The organism is Bacillus sp. NPDC077027, assembly GCF_050269555.1.
Lineage (GTDB): Bacteria > Bacillota > Bacilli > Bacillales > Bacillaceae > Bacillus.
Genome location: NZ_JBNNIO010000001.1, coordinates 365,441 through 388,166, shown reverse-complemented (window position 1 = coordinate 388,166; position 22,726 = coordinate 365,441). Strand labels below are relative to the sequence as shown.

The 22,726-nt window shown below is 39.4% G+C and carries 25 protein-coding genes, 1 pseudogene and 1 other annotated feature; of the genes and pseudogenes, 6 read left to right on the top strand and 20 right to left on the bottom strand.

Annotated elements, in window-relative coordinates; all coding sequences use genetic code 11:
* Window positions 1-38: 38 nt before the first annotated feature.
* Both ACQKEZ_RS02130 and greA read right to left on the bottom strand, forming a co-directional pair.
* Entirely contained in the window at window positions 39-1,781 is a 1,743-nt protein-coding gene (locus ACQKEZ_RS02130) for a peptidoglycan D,D-transpeptidase FtsI family protein (protein WP_427298392.1), read from the bottom strand.
* Between the two features lie 50 nt (window positions 1,782-1,831).
* On the bottom strand, window positions 1,832-2,305 hold the full coding sequence (gene greA / locus ACQKEZ_RS02125) for a transcription elongation factor GreA (protein ID WP_427298390.1): 474 nt from the start codon (window positions 2,303-2,305) through the stop codon (window positions 1,832-1,834).
* A 714-nt stretch (window positions 2,306-3,019) separates the two neighbouring features.
* Between greA and ACQKEZ_RS02120 the strand changes: the two genes are divergently transcribed.
* On the top strand, window positions 3,020-3,361 hold the full coding sequence (locus ACQKEZ_RS02120) for an Ig-like domain-containing protein (protein WP_427298388.1): 342 nt from the start codon (window positions 3,020-3,022) through the stop codon (window positions 3,359-3,361).
* 41 nt (window positions 3,362-3,402) lie between these two features.
* Here the strand turns inward: ACQKEZ_RS02120 and ACQKEZ_RS02115 are convergent.
* Window positions 3,403-3,540: pseudogene (locus tag ACQKEZ_RS02115) on the bottom strand (DUF2691 family protein); the annotation flags it as partial.
* An 881-nt stretch (window positions 3,541-4,421) separates the two neighbouring features.
* On the opposite strand from ACQKEZ_RS02115, the gene ACQKEZ_RS02110 reads away from it, so the two are divergent.
* Entirely contained in the window at window positions 4,422-4,826 is a 405-nt protein-coding gene (locus ACQKEZ_RS02110; RefSeq protein ID WP_427298386.1) for a tyrosine-type recombinase/integrase, read from the top strand.
* Window positions 4,827-4,887: 61 nt separating this feature from the next.
* On the opposite strand, the gene udk is transcribed toward ACQKEZ_RS02110, so the two are convergent.
* The 13 genes from udk to ACQKEZ_RS02045 form a co-directional block, all read right to left on the bottom strand.
* A complete protein-coding gene (gene udk, locus ACQKEZ_RS02105; RefSeq protein WP_427298384.1) occupies window positions 4,888-5,523 on the bottom strand; it encodes a uridine kinase in 636 nt (211 codons plus the stop codon).
* Between the two features lie 4 nt (window positions 5,524-5,527).
* The gene (locus ACQKEZ_RS02100) at window positions 5,528-6,799 is read right to left on the bottom strand and encodes a peptidase U32 family protein (protein WP_427298382.1); all 1,272 of its coding nucleotides are present in this window, start codon (window positions 6,797-6,799) and stop codon (window positions 5,528-5,530) included.
* 20 nt (window positions 6,800-6,819) lie between these two features.
* A complete protein-coding gene (locus ACQKEZ_RS02095; RefSeq protein ID WP_427298380.1) occupies window positions 6,820-7,749 on the bottom strand; it encodes a peptidase U32 family protein in 930 nt (309 codons plus the stop codon).
* Window positions 7,749-8,411: an O-methyltransferase gene (locus ACQKEZ_RS02090; protein WP_427298378.1), complete on the bottom strand. Its 663-nt coding sequence runs from the start codon at window positions 8,409-8,411 to the stop codon at window positions 7,749-7,751. Before ACQKEZ_RS02090 ends, ACQKEZ_RS02095 begins: the two co-directional genes overlap by 1 nt.
* Before the next feature lie 252 nt (window positions 8,412-8,663).
* Entirely contained in the window at window positions 8,664-9,749 is a 1,086-nt protein-coding gene (gene mltG, locus ACQKEZ_RS02085; protein WP_427298376.1) for an endolytic transglycosylase MltG, read from the bottom strand.
* Window positions 9,750-9,840: 91 nt separating this feature from the next.
* Complete coding sequence (locus ACQKEZ_RS02080) at window positions 9,841-9,990, bottom strand: hypothetical protein (RefSeq protein ID WP_427298374.1); 150 nt, start codon at window positions 9,988-9,990, stop codon at window positions 9,841-9,843.
* Window positions 9,971-10,135 (bottom strand): hypothetical protein, encoded by a 165-nt coding sequence (locus tag ACQKEZ_RS02075; protein ID WP_427298372.1) that lies wholly within the window; start codon window positions 10,133-10,135, stop codon window positions 9,971-9,973. Before ACQKEZ_RS02075 ends, ACQKEZ_RS02080 begins: the two co-directional genes overlap by 20 nt.
* A gap of 215 nt (window positions 10,136-10,350) precedes the next feature.
* Window positions 10,351-10,539, bottom strand: coding sequence for a hypothetical protein (locus tag ACQKEZ_RS02070; RefSeq protein ID WP_427298370.1), 189 nt, complete (start codon window positions 10,537-10,539; stop codon window positions 10,351-10,353).
* A gap of 572 nt (window positions 10,540-11,111) precedes the next feature.
* Window positions 11,112-11,396, bottom strand: coding sequence for a DUF1292 domain-containing protein (locus tag ACQKEZ_RS02065; protein WP_427298368.1), 285 nt, complete (start codon window positions 11,394-11,396; stop codon window positions 11,112-11,114).
* Between the two features lie 16 nt (window positions 11,397-11,412).
* A complete protein-coding gene (ruvX, locus tag ACQKEZ_RS02060; protein WP_427298366.1) occupies window positions 11,413-11,829 on the bottom strand; it encodes a Holliday junction resolvase RuvX in 417 nt (138 codons plus the stop codon).
* A 4-nt stretch (window positions 11,830-11,833) separates the two neighbouring features.
* On the bottom strand, window positions 11,834-12,100 hold the full coding sequence (locus tag ACQKEZ_RS02055; RefSeq protein ID WP_427298364.1) for an IreB family regulatory phosphoprotein: 267 nt from the start codon (window positions 12,098-12,100) through the stop codon (window positions 11,834-11,836).
* A gap of 89 nt (window positions 12,101-12,189) precedes the next feature.
* Complete coding sequence (gene alaS / locus ACQKEZ_RS02050; protein ID WP_427298362.1) at window positions 12,190-14,826, bottom strand: alanine--tRNA ligase; 2,637 nt, start codon at window positions 14,824-14,826, stop codon at window positions 12,190-12,192.
* Window positions 14,827-14,911: 85 nt separating this feature from the next.
* Window positions 14,912-15,120: a binding site (T-box leader), on the bottom strand.
* A 47-nt stretch (window positions 15,121-15,167) separates the two neighbouring features.
* Window positions 15,168-16,229: an AI-2E family transporter gene (locus tag ACQKEZ_RS02045; protein ID WP_427298360.1), complete on the bottom strand. Its 1,062-nt coding sequence runs from the start codon at window positions 16,227-16,229 to the stop codon at window positions 15,168-15,170.
* A gap of 209 nt (window positions 16,230-16,438) precedes the next feature.
* Between ACQKEZ_RS02045 and ACQKEZ_RS02040 the strand changes: the two genes are divergently transcribed.
* The 4 genes from ACQKEZ_RS02040 (at window position 16,439) to ACQKEZ_RS02025 (ending at window position 19,390) form a co-directional block, all read left to right on the top strand.
* Complete coding sequence (locus tag ACQKEZ_RS02040; RefSeq protein WP_427298358.1) at window positions 16,439-17,167, top strand: amino acid ABC transporter ATP-binding protein; 729 nt, start codon at window positions 16,439-16,441, stop codon at window positions 17,165-17,167.
* Between the two features lie 12 nt (window positions 17,168-17,179).
* Window positions 17,180-17,989, top strand: coding sequence for a transporter substrate-binding domain-containing protein (locus tag ACQKEZ_RS02035; RefSeq protein WP_427298356.1), 810 nt, complete (start codon window positions 17,180-17,182; stop codon window positions 17,987-17,989).
* A gap of 81 nt (window positions 17,990-18,070) precedes the next feature.
* Window positions 18,071-18,724 (top strand): amino acid ABC transporter permease, encoded by a 654-nt coding sequence (locus tag ACQKEZ_RS02030; protein ID WP_427298354.1) that lies wholly within the window; start codon window positions 18,071-18,073, stop codon window positions 18,722-18,724.
* A gap of 15 nt (window positions 18,725-18,739) precedes the next feature.
* Window positions 18,740-19,390 (top strand): amino acid ABC transporter permease, encoded by a 651-nt coding sequence (locus ACQKEZ_RS02025; protein WP_427298352.1) that lies wholly within the window; start codon window positions 18,740-18,742, stop codon window positions 19,388-19,390.
* Window positions 19,391-19,424: 34 nt separating this feature from the next.
* Here ACQKEZ_RS02025 and ACQKEZ_RS02020 read toward each other — a convergent pair whose 3' ends face one another.
* From ACQKEZ_RS02020 to recD2, 4 genes are all read right to left on the bottom strand, one after another.
* Window positions 19,425-19,556 carry a YrzQ family protein gene (locus ACQKEZ_RS02020; RefSeq protein ID WP_427298350.1) on the bottom strand — a complete coding sequence of 44 codons (132 nt, stop codon included), beginning with the start codon at window positions 19,554-19,556 and terminating at the stop codon, window positions 19,425-19,427.
* 19 nt (window positions 19,557-19,575) lie between these two features.
* The gene (locus tag ACQKEZ_RS02015) at window positions 19,576-19,767 is read right to left on the bottom strand and encodes a hypothetical protein (protein ID WP_003216308.1); all 192 of its coding nucleotides are present in this window, start codon (window positions 19,765-19,767) and stop codon (window positions 19,576-19,578) included.
* Window positions 19,768-19,780: 13 nt separating this feature from the next.
* Window positions 19,781-20,239, bottom strand: a complete 459-nt coding sequence (locus ACQKEZ_RS02010) for a PRC-barrel domain-containing protein (RefSeq protein WP_427298348.1) — start codon at window positions 20,237-20,239, stop codon at window positions 19,781-19,783.
* A 92-nt stretch (window positions 20,240-20,331) separates the two neighbouring features.
* Entirely contained in the window at window positions 20,332-22,716 is a 2,385-nt protein-coding gene (gene recD2, locus ACQKEZ_RS02005; protein ID WP_427298346.1) for an SF1B family DNA helicase RecD2, read from the bottom strand.
* Window positions 22,717-22,726: the final 10 nt, after the last annotated feature.

Sequence of the window (22,726 nt, the reverse complement as noted above, 5' to 3'; positions counted from 1 at the left end):
TAAGTCGTTACTATTCTAACATGTCATAAGGGGATGTTCTATGTCTGTTTCTTTTCAATTTCATTGACCTTTTTTACAATATCATAAAAAACTTCATTTGTCTTAGCACGCCCACTTGTCTCATCCATGTGTACAACAACAAGTGCATAGCGTGGTTTATCAGCTGGAAAATATCCAGCGAACCACTTGTGGTAAAGGGGATTTCCGTTTTGGTCTTGCCCCCCCGTTTGGGCAGTACCAGATTTCCCGGCAATCTGATATGGCAAGTCTTGAAAGCGTCTGCCTGTACCCTTCTCAGATGTCACAACCTGTCTTAAATAACGCTGTAATTTTTGCGAAGTATAACGATCAAGCTTTTCCCCCTCCATCTTCTTATGCGGAAAAGAGAGCATTGTCGTTCCATTTTGATAAAGAACTTTATCAGCAATTCTCACTTCTTTGCGTTCACCGCCCCTCGCAATGGTTGCCATCATGTTTGCAATTTGAAGAGGCGTGGTTTTCACGTTTTTTTGTCCAATCGCTGTTTGTGCAATGGCTTTTTTCACGTGCTTGTCTCGTTTATCTCCCCACACATTTCCTGATTGTTCTTGGTCGAACTGTTTAAATTGTTGCTGGTGATAGACATCTCCCTGCCAGCCAACACGATCAAGTAAACCGAGACGTTTTGCCATTTTTTCAATGCTATTCTGGTCTTCTTGAATCAATGTTTCAGCTAATGTTGCAAACGTATAATTGCAACTTTGCGCAAAACTTTCGGAAATGTTCAGCACCTCTTGTTTCCCTTCTGGCTCTCCATATAAATTCTTTCGACAATCATATTGTGTCTGAGGCTGGTCTATGCTTTTTTCGATGGCTGCCGCAAGTATAGCTGTTTTAAAAACCGATCCAGGCGCAAAAGCTGTGAGCATATGATTTCTTGCTTCATGCCGATTTGCACTTGTGACATTTGGGAAGCTTGCCATCGCAAGGACACTACTGTTTTCAATGTCTAAAAGAACTGCTCCTCCTTTTTTCACCCCTTGCTCCTTTAATATTCGCTCAGTGTCTATCTGAAGCTGTTCATCAAGTGTTGTCTGAACCTGAAGTGGATAAAAAGAATTTGCCTCTGCTGTATATTTGACGTCCATACCGAACAAAGGGTTTCCCCTTCCATCAACATGATATAACAATTTTGTGTCTTGTTCTGGTAATAAAAATTCATCAAACGTACTTTCTAAGCCGAACGTACCAATTTCAGTACGAATCGATAGCTCCTTTTTATCTGGATACCTTTTCCTAAGCAATTCTGGATTTTCACTCGTAAATCCAAGTGTTTGAAGAGCAAGTCTTTTTTTGTCCTTCTCCTTCATATATACGCCGTAAACTCCTGAATATTTCATTTCATTGATGTCTTCGATGTTTTTTTTCGTGATATTCTCTTTTAAAATAAGAGGTTTCTTCGTTTCAGTTAATTGTGTTTGCAATTCTGTCGCTGATAAACCTAAAATTTTTGCTGCCTGTTCCATATGCGGACGATCATGTTGAAGAAAAGGAAAGAGAATGACGGCAGGCTGCTCTTTTGTGAGGAGCTGATGACCATTTCGGTCGATAAAGACACCTCTGCCGTCAGATATCACGACTTCCTCTGTACGTTGTTTCACACTTTCTTGTATCAAATTAATATTAAGCTTTGAAAAGGATTCAGTATAAAACAATTGAATTTCTGCTAATCTAATGAGTAAACCGAGCAGTAAAATAATTATAATGACCGCTGTCCATTTCATTCTTCTTTTTTTACGCATAAAAACACCTCATCCTTATTGTGGACGAGGTGTTTAACGTGTAAACGTGATTATGAGATTTTTACAATTTGGACGAACATTTCGCCGCCAGGTGTTTGAACTGTCGCCTTGTCATCGACTTGTTTGCCAAGCAGGCTTTTTGCGATTGGCGAATCGTTTGAAATTTTTCCTTCAAACGGATCTGCTTCTGCGCTTCCAACGATCGTGTAAGACTCCTCTTCACCATCAGGAAGCTCTACAAATGTGACCGTTTTTCCAAGAGAGACAGTGTTTGAATCGCCTTCATCTTCGATAATTTTCGCATTTCGGATCATGTTATCAAGTGCCGTAATGCGTCCTTCCACAAAAGCTTGCTCTTCTTTTGCAGAATCGTATTCAGAGTTTTCAGAGAGGTCTCCAAAGCTTCTTGCAATCTTAATACGCTCTACAACCTCTTTACGTTTAACCGTTTTCAATTGTTCAAGTTCTTCTTCTAATTTTCGTTTTCCTTCTTCTGTCATTGGAAATACTTTATCTTGTGCCATGAATCTTCACTCCTTCTATTAATCCCCATCACACACTTACTTTCTGTATGAGAGTAGCGACTGAAATATACAAGAATGAGGACATCATAAAGCCCCCATTCCTTCTGTACCATATTTGTAAAAGTCCATCTTACAGTGCTGCTTGATCAGATGCAAACATTATGCTTTTGATTAGAGCAGGGACAAATGCGACCAGATTTGAGCTATCTTCATTTGCACAAACTGTGGAAAGGCACAGGAAATTCCTGCACCTTAATCAACCTTTTTGTTTCATATGTGATCTGAAGAGAATAGCTTGACCATTCTTAGTCATCTTATACATAATATGGTCAGAGTATGATATGTCTATGCTATATTATTACAAAATTGCAATTTGATCAAGAATTGTTTGAAAATTTGTGATGATTTGTTTGATGTTTTTTTAATATAACATGAATATGCTAAAATTCGTCTGTTTTCTGTTAAGTTTTTTACCTTGCAAGTGGTTCTCCTACATAACATTCCTATCATACCAAAATATCTTCATCTTAGAAAAGCTTTTTCTGCTTCTACTTAATTTTTCCCTTGAAAGTGGTTTGAATAAATATTTAAAATGGTTTCTAGCACTTTCTACACAAAATGTTCACAATTTATTAACATTTATCAACAAGGAAAAATAAGGAATTTGAAGAATTCTATTCTTGTAACACAAAAAAATCAGAGGAGTGGTTTTAAATGAAGTTTAAGAAAACATTGGTTTCTGCTTTATCCATCTCTGCTTTATCTTTGTCGATTACTGGTCTTGCATCTGCGCAGGAAACACAAGTCTCTACAGCAATTCACACAGCTTCAGATATTATTACGGTGCAAGACTACAATATGACTTTAACAGTTGGTGATACAGGTTATGTAGGCGACCCTGCAGCAGAAACTTATGATACAAATAAAAAGAGCGTTGCTTCTGTTGATTCAAAAGGTTATGTTACTGCAAGATCAGCAGGTAGCGCAATCATTACTTTGTATAAGTCGAATGGCAGTGTATTAGGTCAAGTGTATGTCACTGTCAAATCTAAATAAATATATTTCCACTAGAGACCTTTACGCAGTAAGGGTCTTTTTTATTTAAAGAGATAACCAATATATTCTACTTGTGAAAAGCCACATGATTTTGCATTTGAAAATAGTGCTTCAATCAATGCTTTCTTTTTGCAATATATCTCTACATAAATGCTGTCACTAATAAGTAAAACGAGTTCACATTGGCTATCACAGCACCACCCCGTTTTATGTTAAAAAAGCAGGAGTTTATTTACTCTTGCCCATCCCGTTTCTCCAGGATCGTCTGGATCTTTGTCACCATGAAGTCTATAGTCTTGATATGATATTTATTTGTATTGAGTGTAATCGAATCCTAATGTTTGAGGCGTTTGTACATGTTCGGCTGTGTTGATATTTTTAATATTGTTAAATCAAATATAATTTTTTGTGGGCAAATGGTGGGCAGAAGTTGTTTTACGACGTCATCTACTAATGGGGAAAATAATCTTGTAAGAACCCAAGTTAATGAATGATAATTTTTGAGTGCTCTGTTGCAGAGTATTTTAAACCTAGTCACAATCTAGAAAAAGAAGCGAGAAGAATCACAAATGCGATATTTTAAACATGGAACAGTTTATTTATCTTTTACAAAGAGGAAATTAAACCAATAAGATGAAAAATACTTTTTACAAACATATATAATGTCCGCTAATACTTGTTGCGTGATTTTGTTCAATTGCTACACATCCGCTATTTTAAGGTGACTTATTTTATACCATCCTTTACGCTTTGAAGGAAAAATGAAGTTTTCCTTTGATTGAAAAGCGCTGGCATCGAGCCTGCTTCTAGAATTGCTGAAGCAACCGCCTTAAAACCTTGGATTGAAATCGTTTATCCTTTTGTTTTACATAAACCTCCTGCTTTCTAAAAGTTATGATATGATTTTTATTGAGGTACTGTTTAGGAAAGCAAATGAGTTATTAAAGGTTGCTTATTGACGGTACATGGGGAATTGGGAAGACAAAATATGTTTTAGATTTTAAGGATTCACATTTTAAGGCTTGAGAACTAATGTGCACGACAAGCGTCTTTAAGACAGTTGTTTCTGTCTATTAGGAATGTTCCTGTCCCACCTCAGGTCATATTGCAATTAAGGGTTTTAAAAAGCGTTCAGGATCAAGTGAAAAATGATGTAGGAAATCTATACAAAGATGAAAATTTTGTTTTTGCAGATGATTCTGGGATGCCTGAACCTGCCCGCAACTTCAAATATCGAATGACCACCTATATAAAAAAGGCAGACGTAACAAAAATAACACCCCATCATTTAAGACACACTTACGCATCTTTGCTTTTTGCTGACGGAATTGACCTCAAAGAAACGCAAAGGCGACTTGGACACTCTCGTTCTAAAACAACTCTTGATGTCTATTATCATGTAATGCGTGAAACAAAAATAGAGTCTGTTATACAGTTTAATGCTATAGCAAATAATATTTTTTAATTTTTTGTGGGCAGAAGGCGGGCAAACCAATAAATTCACATTTGCCCACTTGCCCCAAGCCCTATTCTATCAACTGATTTTGAAGAATCGTCTGAATCTTTGTCACCATGAGGTCGATTGCCACATGATTTTGTCCGCCTTCTGGGATAATAATGTCCGCATAACGTTTGGTCGGTTCAATAAACTGGTTATGCATGGGTCTGACAACGGAAACGTACTGCTCAATCACTGAATCGATGGAGCGGCCTCTTTCCTTCATATCACGTAATATGCGTCTAATGATGCGAAGATCAGCATCTGTGTCCACATAAAGTTTGATGTCCATTAGACCTCTTAAGCGTTCATCTTCAAGGGCAAATATTCCTTCTACGATAATGACATCTTTTGGCTCTACTTTGACTGTATCTTCTGAACGGGTATACAACTTGAAATCATAGATCGGCTTTTCAATCGGTTCATACCTTAATAGTTGTTCTAAATGCTCAATCATCAAGTCATTATCAAAAGCAAGCGGATGGTCATAGTTGGTCAATAGTCGCTCTTCAAATGGCATATGACTTTGATTTTTATAATATAAATCCTGCTGGAGCATGAGGATGGAATGTCCTTTAAATTTTTCATAAATGGAATTGGTGACGCTCGTTTTTCCAGAGCCTGAGCCACCTGCTATTCCAATAACCACTGGTTTTCTCCCCATAATCCTAGTATTTCCCCCTTCTCATCATGTTGCTTTGGTATACTTTTTGATCTAATTTAAATTTGACAATTTGAAGAGGATGGCGGGCTGCATCTAGTTCATGTCCCTTTTCATCCCAGATTTTTTCGATTTTGCATGTAAAGTTGTCAATTTCAGGTCCGAAAAATTCAACTTCATCACCAGCTTTAAAGAAGTTACGCTGCTGCAAGGTAACGACTTGTTCCTTTTCATCGTAATGAAGTACGAGTCCGACAAAATCAAATGTCGTCTTTTTGCCGTGAACGCCAAACATTTGCTCTTCAGTGCCAGGTACACCTTCAAAAAATGCCGGTGCTGTATCGCGGTTTGCACATTTATCTAGTTCATCGAGCCATTCCTTTTGAATGACAAAGTTTTCTGGATCTGCACAATAAGTATCAATGACTTTACGGTAGACACTGACGACTGTTGCGACGTAATGAATGGATTTCATACGACCTTCAATTTTCAAACTATCAATACCCATTTCAATCATTTGTGGGATGGATTCAACAAGCTTTAAGTCTTTTGGACTCATGGCAAATGGCGCATCCTCTTTACCAAAAAGAGGCGCTTCATTCGAGCCTTCTAGTTTATATAAATCATAATCCCAGCGGCATGATTGGCAGCACCCGCCCCTGTTAGAGTCTCTTGCCGTCATATGGTTACTCAATACACAGCGTCCAGAGTAGGCAATACACATGGCACCATGAATGAAGGTTTCAATTTCAATATCAACCTTCTCTTTCATTTCTTTGATCTCAAGTGCGCTTGTTTCACGTGCGAGTACAACACGTTCAAGGCCCTCTTCTTTCCAAAATTGAACAGCCTTCCAGTTAGAAAGGGATTGCTGTGTGCTCAAATGTACTTCTAATTTCGGTGCCACTCGTTTGCATGTTTCAATGATGAGAGGATCAGCTACGATAATACCTGCTACGCCTGCACCTTCAATTGCCTGTAAATATTCTTCAAGGCCATCCATATTTTCATTGTGCGCAAAGATATTCGTTGTGACATAAATGCGTGCTCCGTATTGCTTTGCAAAGGCAACACCTTCTGCCATTTCTTCAATTGAGAAGTTATCTGCATTTGAACGGAGTCCGAATTCTTTCCCTCCAATGAACACAGCGTCCGCACCATAATGAACAGCGATTTTTAGCTTTTCCAGATTTCCCGCAGGTGCAAGTAGCTCTGGTTTTTTTGTAATGACACGTTTTCCATTGATCATTTCAGAAATACCATCTTTTAAAAGTGTCATATCCATTTGCCTCCTTTCGTTTAATAGACGGTTTCTTTAAAGAAGAATCCCGTGTCAATTGATCGATTGACTGGCTGGATTTCTTCAATTCTTTGAACCCATTCCTCTTTTTGATTGTCGTAAGCTTCTTTATCTGTCATTAAAAGATCAATTGCTTTTCGATAAAGTGATGTGACCTCTGTCATATATGAAAGTGACTTTAAAATTCCGTCAATTTTAAATGAATCTATGCCTGCATCCACAAACTCTTCTAATTCATCAATCATACATACATCGTTTGGACTCATAATGTGAGTACCATTGATGTCTTCAAAGATGGGATATTTATTCTGACGTTCTTTGTCATGAAGGAATAAGCCTTCTTCCATGTTTTTTCCTTCTACATCCAGTTGTTTCCCTTGGTATTCATAGTAGTTGCCAATTAGGGTACGTTTAGATTGGAACATGCAGGTCATACCGTGGACTTGAATTTCAATTTCAACTTCCGCATGTTCCTTCATATCAATGATACTATCCATGTTCAGTTCTTTTGCTAGGACTGCACGTGTTGCGCCTTTTCTTCCCCAATAGTTACACGTGAAATAGTTCGTTCCAGTTGTTTCTGTGCTCCAATGGAGGTTCAGGTTCACACCTGTTTCCTTTGCCGCAATGATCACAGCAGGATCACCAAATACAACACCGTCGACCTTAAGTTCATCTAAAAATCTTAAATAGTCTCCCAGTAATTCAACACGGTCATGATGAAAAATAGCGTTCATTGCGACATATACCTTTTTATCATGTGCATGCGCTACTTGAACGGCCTCTGTGATAGCCTCTTTTGAAAACTCACCTGCAAGACGAATACCGTATGTTTGTTCGCCTATTAAGAATGCATCAGCTCCCGCCTTAATCAAAGGTAAAATATCTGACACCTCTCTCGGTGTGACAAGCAATTCTGGTTTTTTCATTATTGATCACCTCTTTTAGTACTGATGGCCATCCCATCACCAACTGGAATGATACACGTTTGATAATTCGGATTTGACATGAGCCATTGATTGTAGCTGTCAATTTTTCCGATCAGCTGTCGTTTACGTTTGTCTTCTATTTCTTCTTCATAATTCCTTGCAACCAAGCCTTTAAATAAGACATTATCCGTGATGATGATTCCATCATCCGCAAGCATAGGCTCAAACAATTCAAAGAATCGTTTATATTGTCCTTTTGCTGCATCAATAAAAATGACATCGTATGGTGCCATCGTTTGAACAGTTCCTGCCGATTCAATTGCATCACCAAAAAAGACATGGATTCTTTCTTTTAAATGGAATTGTTCAATGTTATGCGTTGCTTCTTCGTAGCGTTTCGCATTTCGTTCGATTGTATAAATATCAGCATCTGGCAAGGCATTTGCCATTCTGATGGCAGAGTAGCCAATAGCTGTGCCGACTTCAAGGATTTTTTTCGGATTTTTCATCGAGAGTAGCTGAAGCAAAAGCTCGATGCTGACTTTCTCCATAATTGGAATATGATGAAGCTTAGCATACGCCTCTAATTTCACAATCTCATCAGGGCCAGGGTGTATTAAATTTTCAATATAGTCATTTATTTGATCGTCTTCGATTGTCATCTTTCGTCTAACTCCTTCATGACTTGAAAAAGAAGAGTCCTGCCTTTTGCAGCTCTCTTTTTGTCAATCTTTCGTTCATTTAAGTAAAACAACCCGATATATTTTACCACACCCCCGTTGCAAATGCGAACCAATAAAAGGAGGGTGTTTCCACATTTTGTGCCAATTTTTATGTGTATGAGCTGTTGTTGATGAAATGAAAAAACTGTAGGCAAACGGGATGATTGTCTACAGTCTTTTCTCGTCGTTTCGTTATTTACCGTTACCTGTGATGTATTTCGCTTTCGCCTTGTTATGTTCTTTCAGTGTTTTTGTAAAGACGACCTCACCGTTTTTCTTTGCAAGAAAATAAATGTAATTTGTTTTCTCCGGGTTTAATGCGGCTTTCCAAGAGGATTCACCTGCGTTTGCAATCGGACCTGGTGGCAGTCCTTTATTGCGATACGTATTGTATGGTGAATCGACCTCTAAATCTTTGTACAATACACGTGATTTATGCTCACCAAGGGCATAAAGAACCGTTGGATCTGTTTGAAGTGGCATCTTCTTTTCTATCCTGTTATAAAACACACTAGAGATTTTCGCACGGTCTGTTTTTTCAGTGGCTTCCATCTCAATCAAAGAAGCCATTGTTAATACGGCATGTACAGACATTTTTTTCTTTTTCATCTGTTTTTCGTAAGTTTTCACATAGTGATCCGTTTGTTTCACCATCGTCTCAATGATGCTTTCCAAAGGCTCGTTCTCATCATAGAACGGATAGGTCGCTGGAAACAAGTAGCCTTCTAGTGGATGCTTGACTGTTTGTTTCTCAATACCAGATGTCACTGTCTTTGGGTATTTTTTCTTTAGTTTTTCTATGAAGGCTTTTTCATCTAGTTTCGCCGTCACTTCTTTTGCTGTGTAGGTTGTCTGATTAGCAATGATGGTTGCAATGTCTGACAGTTGCTTCCCTTCTGGAATCACAAGCTGAAATGCATAATCAGTTCCACCAGCGGTTAATTTTTGAATGAGTTTGTCTGCATCCATCGTTTTTTTTAAATGAAAATAGCCTGCTTTGAATCCGGATGCTTTTTTGTATTTGGCATAGTAAGTAAACAGCTGATCATTTTTAATTAATCCATTCTCTTTTAAAATACTTGCGATTCGTGGCACTGAAGAACCGTTTGGAATATGGATGTTGACCGTTTGTTTACTCTTTTGATCAACTGGCCCAAGTGCTGACTTTACATATAAAAAGCCAGATAATGCTGCAATGATGATCACAGCGATGGCAGATAAAATCACAATTCCTGCTTTTCTTTTATAGAATGGTTGGTTTTTTTGCTCTGAAAACATGCATCGCCCTCCTCACATCTAGCCTTTATAGTACATGATTCGACTAGATTCGGCAATTACTTGGCAAATACATATTTTCATCTTTCTCAGATTAAGTCACCTGAAACAGAGTAGCTAAACCGATGCCACCACCACTACCAATCGTCGCAATGACATAGTTGCCTTTTGTTATATTTTTCGCTTCATCATATAATCGAATAACAAGTGCAGCACCTGAAGCGCTATACGGATGGCCAGACAAAGCGCCCACCGCGAACATTCACACGATCATATGAAATACCCAGTTCCCTTACAAAGAGTGCCACTTTCACCGCAAATGCTTCATTGATTTCAAATCGAGCAATATCATCAGTTGTTAAGTGATGTTGTTGAAGCAGTTTCCTCACTGCAGCTATTGGTCACTGTCACCGTACCACCATTTGGCTGAAATATTGGCTTGCCTCGATTTCCATCAAGCGTGTTAAAGAAGAAGTCATCACAATTGCCTGCTTCTTCTGTTTCCGAAATAGCAAATACAACGAAGGAATGAAAATAGAAAAAGGATTGCAGATACCGCAATCCAAAAAATAGCTAGAATGATTAAAGTTCATATTTTTTCAAACTACTCAACAGTACTTTGCTCCTTTTTATACCTCACTACTTTTATAATTCTATAAACTATTACAGCAACATAGCACACAACTAAGGTAACCAAATATTGAACAGGAAAATCTCTTTGTACACCTTGATAAAGAAAAACACCTAAAAAAACCGTTAATAAAACTATTTGAAAAACTTCTCTTTTTATCATAAAAACCCCCATTATACTTTTAATTACAATAGTAAGAAGATTTATGTTACCATGAAATTGTAAAATAATCAGTCGTAACTTTCTATAGTTAGTGCCATATTCAGGAGTTAAGTAACAAATTGAGAAATGGGGGATTGAATACAATCCCAATGCCTTTGACCAATCTGCTCCTGATGATATGATTGTGCATGATTGATCATATCACGCACTATTAGAAAGAAGTGCTTCTGTCATCGTTGGCACTGTATATAAAACTGTGATGTCGTTCTCGTTCAGCGTCTGTTTTACCTATGCGGCAGAAAATTTTTCAAGCAACGCATTTTTGTTGAAGCAGAGGTATTCGGAGAAGGTGTTTACGCTATTTTCAAAGAAGTGAATGGCTCAATCAAAAAGATCAGTACATTGAAGAAAAATCTTTCTTTTCTTTGTCATTCGATCATGGTCTTTATTTGCTTAACTTTCAAGACGTTCAGGGAAAAATCAAAAGCTGATCGTCACCTCAGAGCTTCCATCATCAAAAAAAGACCTGTGAATGCAGACAAGCTTTCGTCTGTTCCACAGGTCTTTTATTTCTACTCTTCGTCCTCTTCTTGTTCTAAGAACGTATTTAATGTTTCTTCAATCATGTCCCATTCTGCATCTGTTTCAATTGGCTGTAACTCGCCGTCATCACCATCTTCATTTGGTGTGAAGCTTGATGCATGAATTTCAATTTCCTCATTGTCTTGTTCTGCGATTGGATAATAAAGGACATATGATTTGTTAAAATGGTCGCTCTCAAAAGTAAATAATACTTCGCAAAGCTGTTCATTGCCATTATCATCAACGATTGTAATTTGTTTTTCTCCGTGTTCCATTTTGTTTCACCTCATTTTAATTTAAGCTGTCTAAATATCCTTGCAGGATCATGACAGCAGCCATTTTATCAATGACTTTTTTGCGTTTCTGTCTGCTGACATCAGCAGAGATAAGCAGCTTTTCTGCTGCCATTGTAGACAGTCGCTCGTCCCAAAGCACAACAGGAACATTGTACGTGTTTTCTAATACTTTCGCAAATGTTTGACTGGCTTCGCCTCTTGGGCCAACCGTACCATTCATGTTTTTTGGAAAGCCAAGCACAATCTTGTCAGCCCCATACTCAGAAATGATATCAGACAGGCGGGCTAGTCCAAAATCTCCGCCTGCTTCATCAATCTTTATTGTTTCAATGCCTTGTGCCGTCCATCCCATTTCATCACTGATGGCAACACCAAGCGTTTTCGTGCCTAAATCTAAGCCTACAATTCTCATGTTTTTACGCCTCTTTATGTGTCTCTAAGTACGATTTAACCAATTCCTCAATTAATTCGTCTCGTTCAATTTTACGAATTAGGTTGCGTGCATCCTGATGTCTTGGAATATAAGCAGGGTCGCCTGACAGCAAGTATCCGACAATTTGATTGATCGGGTTATATCCTTTTTCTTGAAGTGCGTCATGGACCGTGATAAGCACCTCATTGATATTGGTTTCAGCTGAATCATCAGAAAAGTTAAATTTCATTGTCTTATCAAATGAACTCACTGCGTGTTGCACCTCTTTTCCAAAATTCTAAATAGCAAGCATTTATCTAATCGCTTATCTAATACCTTATTCTACACTACATTGCCTGATTATAAAACGGATTTGACAGATTCTTCGACAGTTGCGAGTGCTTCTTGTAATTTTTCTGGCTGTTTGCCACCTGCTTGTGCCATATCAGGACGGCCGCCTCCGCCACCTCCGCAGATTTCAGCTGCCTGTTTGACAAGCTTACCTGCGTGAAGTCCTTTTTCGATTAAATCTTTTGTGACACCTGCTGAGATGTTCACTTTTCCGTTTTGTACTGCACCTAAAACGATCACAGCTGAGCCTAATTTTGCTTTTAGATCGTCTACCATGGTTCTTAAATGGTTCATATCCTTTGCATTTACTTTCTCAGTGAGAACGTTCACACCGCCAATGTCTTGCACTTTTTCTAAAATTGAGCCTGCTTCAGCCTGGCTTAGCTTGGCAAGAAGCGATTCATTTTCTCTTTGTGCTTCTTTTAAATCAGCCTGCAAGGAGACAATTCGTTTTGGTACGTCCTTTGTATTTGTTTTTAATTCAGCTGCGGCAGTTTCTAATATTGCAAGCTGAGCATTTAATTCTTCATAAGCTCCCTTGCCTGTAACCGCCTCGATACGACGTGTCCCTGCACCAATACCTGACTCTGATGCAATTTTGAACAAACCAATTTCCGCTGTGTTTTGCACATGGCAGCCGCCGCAAAGCTCTAAGCTGTAGTTACCCACTTGAACAACACGCACAATTTCACCATATTTCTCACCAAACAGTGCCATAGCGCCCATCTCTTTCGCTTCAGCAATTGGTTTTAAATCAATTGCGACAGAGATACCTTCCCAAATCTTTTCATTGACGATTTTTTCTATTTGCGCTAATTCTTCTTTAGTCACTTGACCGAAATGGGAGAAGTCAAAGCGAAGTCGATTCTCGTTTACAAGCGATCCAGCTTGACCTACATGACTGCCTAATACGTCTTTTAATGCCTGATGAAGCAAATGGGTTGCTGTATGGTTTTTGACAATCCCTTTTCTAAGCGCCGCCTCAACCTCTGCTGTCACTTCAAGACCTTTTTGAATCGTCCCGCTCACCACAAGCCCTTCATGAACATGTTGACCGTTCGGTGCTTTTTGAACATCCTTCACTTCAATGACCACTTCACTGCTTCGTAAGTAGCCTTTATCTGCTACCTGACCACCGCTTTCAGCATAAAACGGTGTTTCATTTAATAAAATTTGAACCGTTTCACCTTCATGTGCTTCAGTGACGATCTCTCCATCTTGCAAGAGTTCAATCACTTGTGCAGTTGCCATTAAGTTTTCATAGCCAACGAATGTGCTTTCTACTTTAATATCACCTAAGGCACCGCCTTGGACTTGCATACTGCCAACGTCTTGTCTTGCTTTTCTTGCACGATCACGTTGTTTGTCCATTTCCGCTTTGAAGCCCTCTTCATCAACAGTCATATCTTCATCCTGCGCGTACTCTTCCGTTAATTCAACAGGGAAACCATACGTATCATACAGCTTGAACACATCTGCTCCAGAAATTTGAGAGCTGCCTTTATCTTTTTCTTTTTTCATGATTTCAGACAGGATGGCAAGACCTTCGTTTAAAGTTTCATGGAAGCGTTCTTCTTCATTTTTAATCACTTTGGCAATGAATTCTTCCTTCGCCTGAACATCTGGGTAAAAATCCTTCATAATCTCAGCCACAACCGGGACGAGGTCAAACATGAATGGACGGTTAATGTGAATTGTTTTTGCATAACGTACTGCACGGCGGAGCAAACGTCTTAGCACGTAACCGCGGCCTTCATTCGACGGAAGTGCTCCATCACTTACAGCAAATGCAACTGTGCGAATATGATCAGCAATGACTTTAAAGGCTGTGTCCTTCTCCTTTGTTTCACCATAGCTTTCACCAGAGATGTTTTCTACCGCATGAATAATAGGCATGAATAAATCGGTGTCAAAGTTCGTTGGAACATTTTGAATCACAGAAACCATGCGTTCAAGCCCCATGCCCGTATCAATATTTTTCTTTGGCAGTGGTGTATATGAACCATCTGGATTATGGTTGAATTCTGAGAACACAAGATTCCAAACCTCTAAATAGCGTTCATTTTCTCCGCCAGGGTATAGTTCTGGATCGTTTGCATCATTCCCATACTCTTCTCCACGGTCATAGAAAATTTCTGTATTCGGACCACTTGGCCCCTCACCAATATCCCAGAAATTCCCCTCAAGTCGAATGATTCGTTCTTCTGGTACACCGATTTTATCTTTCCAAAGGACATATGCTTCCTCATCTTCTGGATGTACAGTCACCGATAACAGCTTCGGATCAAATCCGATCCATTTCTCACTCGTTAAAAACTCCCAAGCCCAATCAATGGCTTCTTCTTTAAAGTAGTCGCCAATTGAGAAGTTTCCTAGCATTTCAAAGAATGTATGATGTCGAGCTGTTTTCCCTACATTCTCAATATCGTTTGTTCTAATTGACTTTTGAGCATTACTAATACGGGGGTTTTCAGGTACTACACGTCCATCAAAGTATTTTTTTAAAGTTGCAACCCCACTGTTAATCCATAGAAGCGTAGGATCGTCATGTGGCACAAGTGGTGCACTTGGCTCAACCGAATGTCCTTTTTCCTTAAAAAAGTCTAAAAACATTTGACGCACTTGAGCAGATGTTAAAGTTTTCATTATAAAGTTCCTCCTTTTTCATTCCACACTGTTCACACACATACAAAAAAAAACATCTCGCCCTATGCAAACATAAAAATGCTTACACAGGGACGAGATGTTCTCGCGGTACCACCCTGATTATAGACAACAATCGTCTATCACCTTAAAATCCGTTAACGCCGGAAAAGAGCGGCAGTGTTTATCTGCACTCAGGACTAGCTTCCGTTAAAGTTCTGATAAGGCTTCTTTCAGCAAATAAAGCCTCTCTCTCAATCAGCTTTTCAACGTACTCGGGTCCATCAATGAATTCTCATTTTATGAATCGAAATTATTATAGACAACTCGCCACTTAATGTCAATCAATGCTCTGCCCTCATATGAATAATTTGCACAAGGATGACACGTAAAATCGCAGCAAATGGAACCGCTAAGATCATCCCAATTAAGCCAAACAACTCTCCTCCCGCTAAGAGTGCAAGCATAATGACGACTGGATGCATATGCAGACTTCTCCCAACAATGATTGGACTTAGCACATTGCTTTCTAGAAATTGCAGAACAGCTACTGTGACAATCACAATGATGACAGATTTCGTTGAAATGGTGAAGGCAATCATCAAGGCAGGAACCGCGCCAATGATTGGACCAAAATACGGGATCACATTCGTTGCGCCGATAATTAATCCTAACACAAGCGGATATGGGATATGGAACAGCCACAGGACAATGGTTGCCGCCCCACCAATTAAAGAACAAACGAGCAGTTGTCCTCGTATATAATCCCCAAGTGAATCATCTATTGCCTTCACAAAAAGAGATCCACGTTTCCGAAACTTAGGCGGTGTTAAATACCATGCTGCTCTTTTCATCGTGTTCATATCCTTTACCATATAAAACACTAAAAATGGAATTAAAGCGGCGATCAGAACATAGTCGAATAATACTTTACAACTGACAATGATACGTTCTGCCCCGTTTGCTGCGTACGTCTCCGTTTGCAAAATAAGCTGATCTAAGCGATGATGCAAACCATCTGGCCAATGGTTCGTATGACGGTGAATATGTGATAACGCACCGTTATACGTCTCTGCTAAAATCGGAATTTGTTCAGACAATTCATTCAACTGAACAATCATAACGGGAACTCCTTTATAAACTGCAAAACCGACACCGCCAAAAAAAAGCAAATAAATAAGCAGGAGGCTTATTGTTCGCGGGAGACCAGTGCTATGCAACCTTTCGACAATCGGATATAACAAATATGAAATAAAAATAGCAAGTGAAAGTGGAATGAGCACTGCTTTTAACAAAATGACAAGTGGCATCCACAACTCATCAAGTTGAACCAATATATAAATGGATACGAGCACGAGCAATGTACCCGCTGCGTAAATGACGAATTCTATCGGTTTCCTATTCACCTTCTTCACCCCTCTTCTTATTGTTTATCCCTGACCTTCAAATATCCATCTAAATAAAATTTGTCCTATTTTTGTTAAAAATGAATACATATATAAACATACAGTCCTCTTAAAAAATCACTGGTTGCTGTTAAAAAGTTGAATGATATTCATTTTCCCTCATGTTACTCTGACTCACTTTATCCAAATTTTCACAAAGGAGGTTCTTCATGATCACATTCGAACAAGTGAACAAGCATTTCGGTCAATTTCATGTGCTCAAAGATATTAACCTACATATTGAAAAAGGAGAGGTAGTTGTCATTATTGGTCCCTCAGGCTCTGGAAAAAGCACGATGCTCAGATGTATCAACCGTCTTGAAACAATTGATGAAGGGCAGATTCTCTTAAATGACGTCCCGATTCAGGATCCTAAGACGAATATGAATCTCATCAGACAAAACATTGGCATGGTGTTTCAGCACTTTCATCTTTATCCACATAAAACGGTGTTGGAAAATATTATGCTTGCTCCGATGAAAGTGAAAAAAGTGAGCAAGGAGGAAGCAAAAGAAACAGCCGCATTTTATTTAGAGAAGGTCGGTATTCCCGAAAAAGCAAACACCTATCCGTCAAGATTATCAGGTGGACAACAACAACGCGTTGCCATCGCACGGGGTCTTGCGATGAAGCCTGAAGTGATGTTATTTGACGAACCAACATCTGCACTTGATCCAGAAATGATTGGCGAAGTATTAGATGTCATGAAACAGCTTGCACGCGAGGGGATGACCATGGTTGTCGTCACACATGAAATGGGATTTGCAAGGGAAGTAGCCGATCGAATTGTGTTCATTGATGAGGGGAAAATTCTGGAGGAATCAACACCTGCAGAGTTTTACGTACAACCTCGCGAAAAGCGGGCACAGCTCTTTTTGAGCAGAATTTTAAATCATTAGGAGGATTTTGAGATGAAAAAAACAACAAAGCTCTTTTTTCTATGTTTATTCACGTTTTGCCTTACTCTGCTAACCGCCTGCGGTTCCTCTGAAAAAGGGTCAACAGATGCAAAGCAGGGAAGTTCTTTTGAAACGATCAAAAAAGATAAAAAAATCGTCTTTGGTGTTAAAAATGACACACGCCTTTTTGGTTTAAAAAACCCAAGTAATGGAGAAATTGAAGGCTTCGATATTGATATTGCCAAGGCGATCACAAAAAAGATGCTTGGGGATGATGCAAAAGCGGAATTCAAAGAAGTCACTTCAAAAACAAGAATTCCTCTTCTGCAAAAAGGGGAAATTCACGCGATTGTCGCAACGATGACTATTACAGAGGAACGAAAAAAAGAAGTGAATTTTTCTGATGTCTATTTCGAGGCGGGCCAATCATTGCTTGTGAAAAAAGGCAGTGACATTCAATCAATTGATGATATCCAAAAAGGAACAAAGGTATTAGCCGTGAAAGGCTCTACTTCCTCTCAAAATATTCGAAAAAAGGCGCCAAAGGCCTCTGTACTGGAATTTGAAAATTATCAAGAAGCGTTTACCGCTTTAAAATCAAACCAAGGACAAGTGCTGACAACAGATAATGCGATTTTATTTGGAATGGCGGCTGAGGATAGCCAATACGAAGTCGTCGGTGGTACATTCACAGATGAACCGTACGGAATTGCTGTCAAAAAAGGAGACGAAAAACTCACTAACGAAATCAACAAAGCGCTAAAAGCGTTAAAAGCTAATGGAGAATACGATAAAATCTATCAAAAATGGATCAAAGAATGACCTCTTGATGAGAACATGCTTTAGGATGAGCCATTGTGGTTCATCCTCGGCTTGTCCTTTACCTGAAGGGAGTGACCCTGATTGCTAAGGTTTTCTATTTTATCCGAAAACTTAAATGTCTATTTAGAAGGATTTAAATATACGATTGGTGCTAGCATCATTGCCTTGATCGGAAGCTTTATCATCGGTACGCTCATTGCCATTATGAGAATTGCACCACTCAAACCACTCAATTGGCTAGGAACGGCTTACGTGGAATTTATTCGGAATATTCCGTTATTATTGATTACATTTGTCTTTTTCTTTGGATTGCCCGTCATGGGAATTGTTGCCGATGGTTTTACGGCAGGTACGATTGCGCTTGCTATTTATACCTCAGCATTTATTGCAGAGGCGATTCGTGCTGGGATACAAGCAGTCCCGATTGGGCAAATGGAAGCTGCGCGCGCATCTGGTTTATCTTATGGCGGTACAATGAGATATATCATTTTGCCACAGGCTATCAAAATTGTCATTCCCCCACTCGGAAATCAATTTATCAACCTTGTAAAGAACTCGTCGATCTTAGGCGTCATCGCTGGGTTCGATTTAATGTATCAGGGGGATTTAATTGCCTCACGTACGTTTGTCACCTTTGATGTGTATATTTTCGTTGCCATGTTTTACTTACTTTTAACAATCCCACTTAGTGTTGGCGTAAATTATTTAGAAAGAAGAATGGCACGAAGCCACTAGAAAGGGGGAGAAACGATGGATTTTTTAGGCGCTTATCAACCCGATCATCTCGCATTTTTGCTTGAAGGATTTGCGGTCACTTTAAAAGTGGCTTTCATATCAATTATCCTCAGTTTTGTCATTGGACTTGTGGTGGGCACCTTGCGATTTGCACAAATCCCTGTCCTATCAAAAGTGCTCGCTGTCATTGTTGAAACGATTCGAAATTTACCACTTTTGCTTATCATTTTCTTTACGTATTTTGCCTTGCCTGAAATTGGTCTGAAATTGAGCATTACTGCTTCTGCTATTGCAGCCTTAACCGTCTTTGAATCCGCTATGTTGTCGGAGGTCATTCGCAGTGGATTAAAATCCATTGATAAAGGACAGGTTGAAGCTGCAAGATCTTCGGGTTTAACATTCGTTCAAACATTGCGCTTGATTATTATGCCCCAAGCCCTTCGGCGGATGATCCCTCCTATTGTGAGTCAATTCATCTCACTTTTAAAGGATACATCACTAGCTGTCGTAATCGCATTACCAGAACTGTTACATCATGCACAAATATTAAACGGACAAAGTCAATCGTATTTGCTTCCTATCTTCCTTTTAGCAGCGCTTATGTACTTTATTGTTAACTTTGGTCTCTCACTCATTGCAAGACGTTTAGAAATACGCCAAACATAAAAAAGGACATCCAACTTTGGATGTCCCTTCTTTGTTACATCATGCGCATAATACGTTTTCTCATTTTTTTCATATCTCGCTTTGACGGCATATCATATCTACTAGCAAAGTGATATGCAAGTGCCCCCGCACCAAGTGTCAGAAGTGAAGAAGTCATTCTGCCCATGCTAATTCCCCCTTAACGCTTATAATTGGATAGAGCGTTCATCGTCACTGAACAGGTCATCTAAACTGCTAAGTGTCCCGTCTTCCTCAACTTGGTGTGTCGATATTTTGCCTTTTGACAGTGTCAATTCAATAAAACAGCCCCAGCAATAATATTGATTGACCCCAATTTTTCCGATGTCCTTGCATTTGCAGTTTGGACAAATGAGCATATTAAGCACCTCTTTACGTCCGGTCTAGAACAAGTGCTTCTTTTTGAACATCAATCAAGGTTCCAGCTGCATTAAGCCGCTTTCTGATCCCTGATAACTCTGTAAAGAAGCCGTTTGAGAGTTCATATGCTACGATTGTGCCCGTTTTTCTGCAAAAGTATACATCTTCCAATATGCCCAGGTTTTCTCCTTCTGATGATTGAATCATTTTCTTTTTTAATTTGTTAAATAAAAATGATGTTGCGGAAGGCTGTGCACCGGCTGTAAGGTCGGTCTGAACAAAAAGACCTTTATCCGTCAGTTTGTCACTGATTGAGAATGGGATCAGCGCACAGTCTTTTTTCTTACCATCTAGGATGTAACCCTGGCAGCTGCCATCAGGAGAAAAACAAATATCCTTCACACGCCCAAGTTCCGAAGACAGGTCACGAGTATAAATGGACATTCCCTGTAATTCTCGACATGTTCTCAAAGTGTGATCAACCACCTTTTGCGGAACACTCTTATCGTATGCGTTTGCCGTAATCCCCATACGAAGAAATGGCTTCCATGAAGGAAGCCATTTTAATCATGCATAAAATCAAAGGGAGTGACACCTTCCATTCCAATATTTGCATCGTGCACACTAAATGGCAGTTCTTTTTGCAGGGCTTCAAGTTCTGCATCCATTTTCTCAACTGTCTGAACGAGACGCATGGTCAATGAAGTTTGTCTCAGCGAGGCATCGTTATTTTTCACGCCCCACTCCAGTGCTGATTCTTCACCACACAGGATTAAAAATTTCTTACTGCGTGTAATCGCTGTATACAACAAATTTCTTCTCAGCATTCGGTAGTAGCTTCTAAGCACTGGCAAAACAACGATTGGAAACTCACTCCCTTGAGACTTATGAATGGAGCAACAATACGCATGTGTAAATTGGTGAAAATCTTTTTTTGTGAATGTGACCTCATGTCCATCAAACGACACAACCACCATGTCTTCTTTTTCCGTATTTTCTTTGGCATAAAAAATCGAGACAATTTCACCAATGTCACCATTAAATACATTGTTTTCTGGTTGATTGACGAGTTGTAATATTTTATCACCTGTTCGGTATACAACATCTCCGAAGGGAATTTCACGACCTTTGGGTTTTTTCGGATTGAGAATGCTTTGTAGCATCTTGTTTAATTCATTAATCCCAGCTTTCCCCTTGTACATAGGTGCTAGCACTTGAATATCCCTGGATGTGTAACCTTTTTTTGTGGCATTTAAGACGACTTTTTCAATGACTTCCTTCATTTGATCGGCATTGCACCTGATAAAGGAACGATCTTTTGACCGAGTAGCGATATTTTGTGGTAGGATTCCATTTTTCATATCATGGGCAAGCTCTACGATGGAAGAACCATCCGCTTGCCTATAAATATCTGTTAAAGTCACAGCAGGAACCGCATTGGATGCCAAGAGATCTCGCAATACTTGACCAGGACCTACAGATGGAAGCTGGTGTTCGTCACCAACCATGATCACCTGTATATGATCTGGAATGGCCTTAAATAAATGATTTGCTAGCCAAATATCCAACATACTGGACTCATCGATGATGACGAGCTTTCCTTCAATTGGTTGATCTTCATCGTGTGAAAAACCCTCTGATCCGTTCCAACCAAGTAGTCGGTGGATCGTCACAGCAGGAAGTCCTGTTGATTCGGTCATCCGCTTTGCCGCCCGTCCTGTTGGAGCTGCCAGTACAAAAGGAAAAGGCTCGTCTTTTTTATAATCAGATGGGTCAAGTGATACACCGTGAAGCTCACTGTAAAGCTCTACAATCCCTTTAATCACTGTTGTTTTACCAGTTCCGGGACCACCTGTTAGTAACAACATCGGAGACATAAGCGCTTTTTGAATCGCTTCCTTTTGCGTGGCAGCATATTGTACGCCAAGCCTTTCTTCCAGTTCACCTAGAGCAAGGAGGAACTCAGATTCAGGAAACTGATCTGCATATTCCGTCTGCGATACAATTTTCTTTATCCGTTTGGCAACGCTTTGCTCTGCATAAAATAATGAGGGATGATAGCAGCGTTCTTCCTCTATGACCATGTCCTTTTTTTCACCGAGTTCTATGACTTGCTTGGCGACATCCATTTCGGTTACTTTATATTCATTTCCTGTTTGGTTCAGCAATTTTAGCGTTTCTAAAATTAAATCTTTGGTTTGTATGTAAGTATGACCATCTTGCAGGCTTGCCACTTCAACTGTATAGAGCAGAGCCGCTCTGATTCGTTCAGGATCATTTCCTAAGATGCCCGTTCTCGCTCCAAGCTCATCTGCCTTAATAAACCCAATCCCCTCTACATCTTTGACGAGCTGATAGGGATTCTCTTCAATTTTTTGCAATGTTTCGTTTTCATATACTTGATAAATTTTCATACTAAGTTGCGGGCCAAAGCCATATTGATTTAATGATATCATGATTTGCTCAAGCCCTTGATGCTGCTGGAGAGCGGCGGCAAGCTTGTCCGCCTTCTTTTTAGATAAACGAGGAACATTGTATAAGACAGCAGAATCATGCATAATTTTGTGAAGCGTCTGATCACCTAAGTGTCCGACAATTTCTTCCGCTGTTTTTTTGCCGATTCCTTCAAATAAATCACTTGATAAATATGAAATGATGCCTTGTTTTGTTGTCGGTACTTCCTTTTGAAAATGTGTGGCTTGGAATTGCATACCAAACTTTGGATGGCTTGTCACCCGACCATAAAACGTATATGTTTCTTCCTCGTGAAGTGCAGGGAAGTATCCTGTCACAGATGCCGTTTTCTCCTCGAAGATTTCTGATGTTTCAATAACCTTCACCTTCAGCACAGTGTATAAATTACTTTCATTATGAAAAATAACAGCTTGCACACTGCCTTTTAAAAACGGCTCATCATCAAGTTTCAATTGATCTGGGTTTTCCTGCACAGGTCTTCCC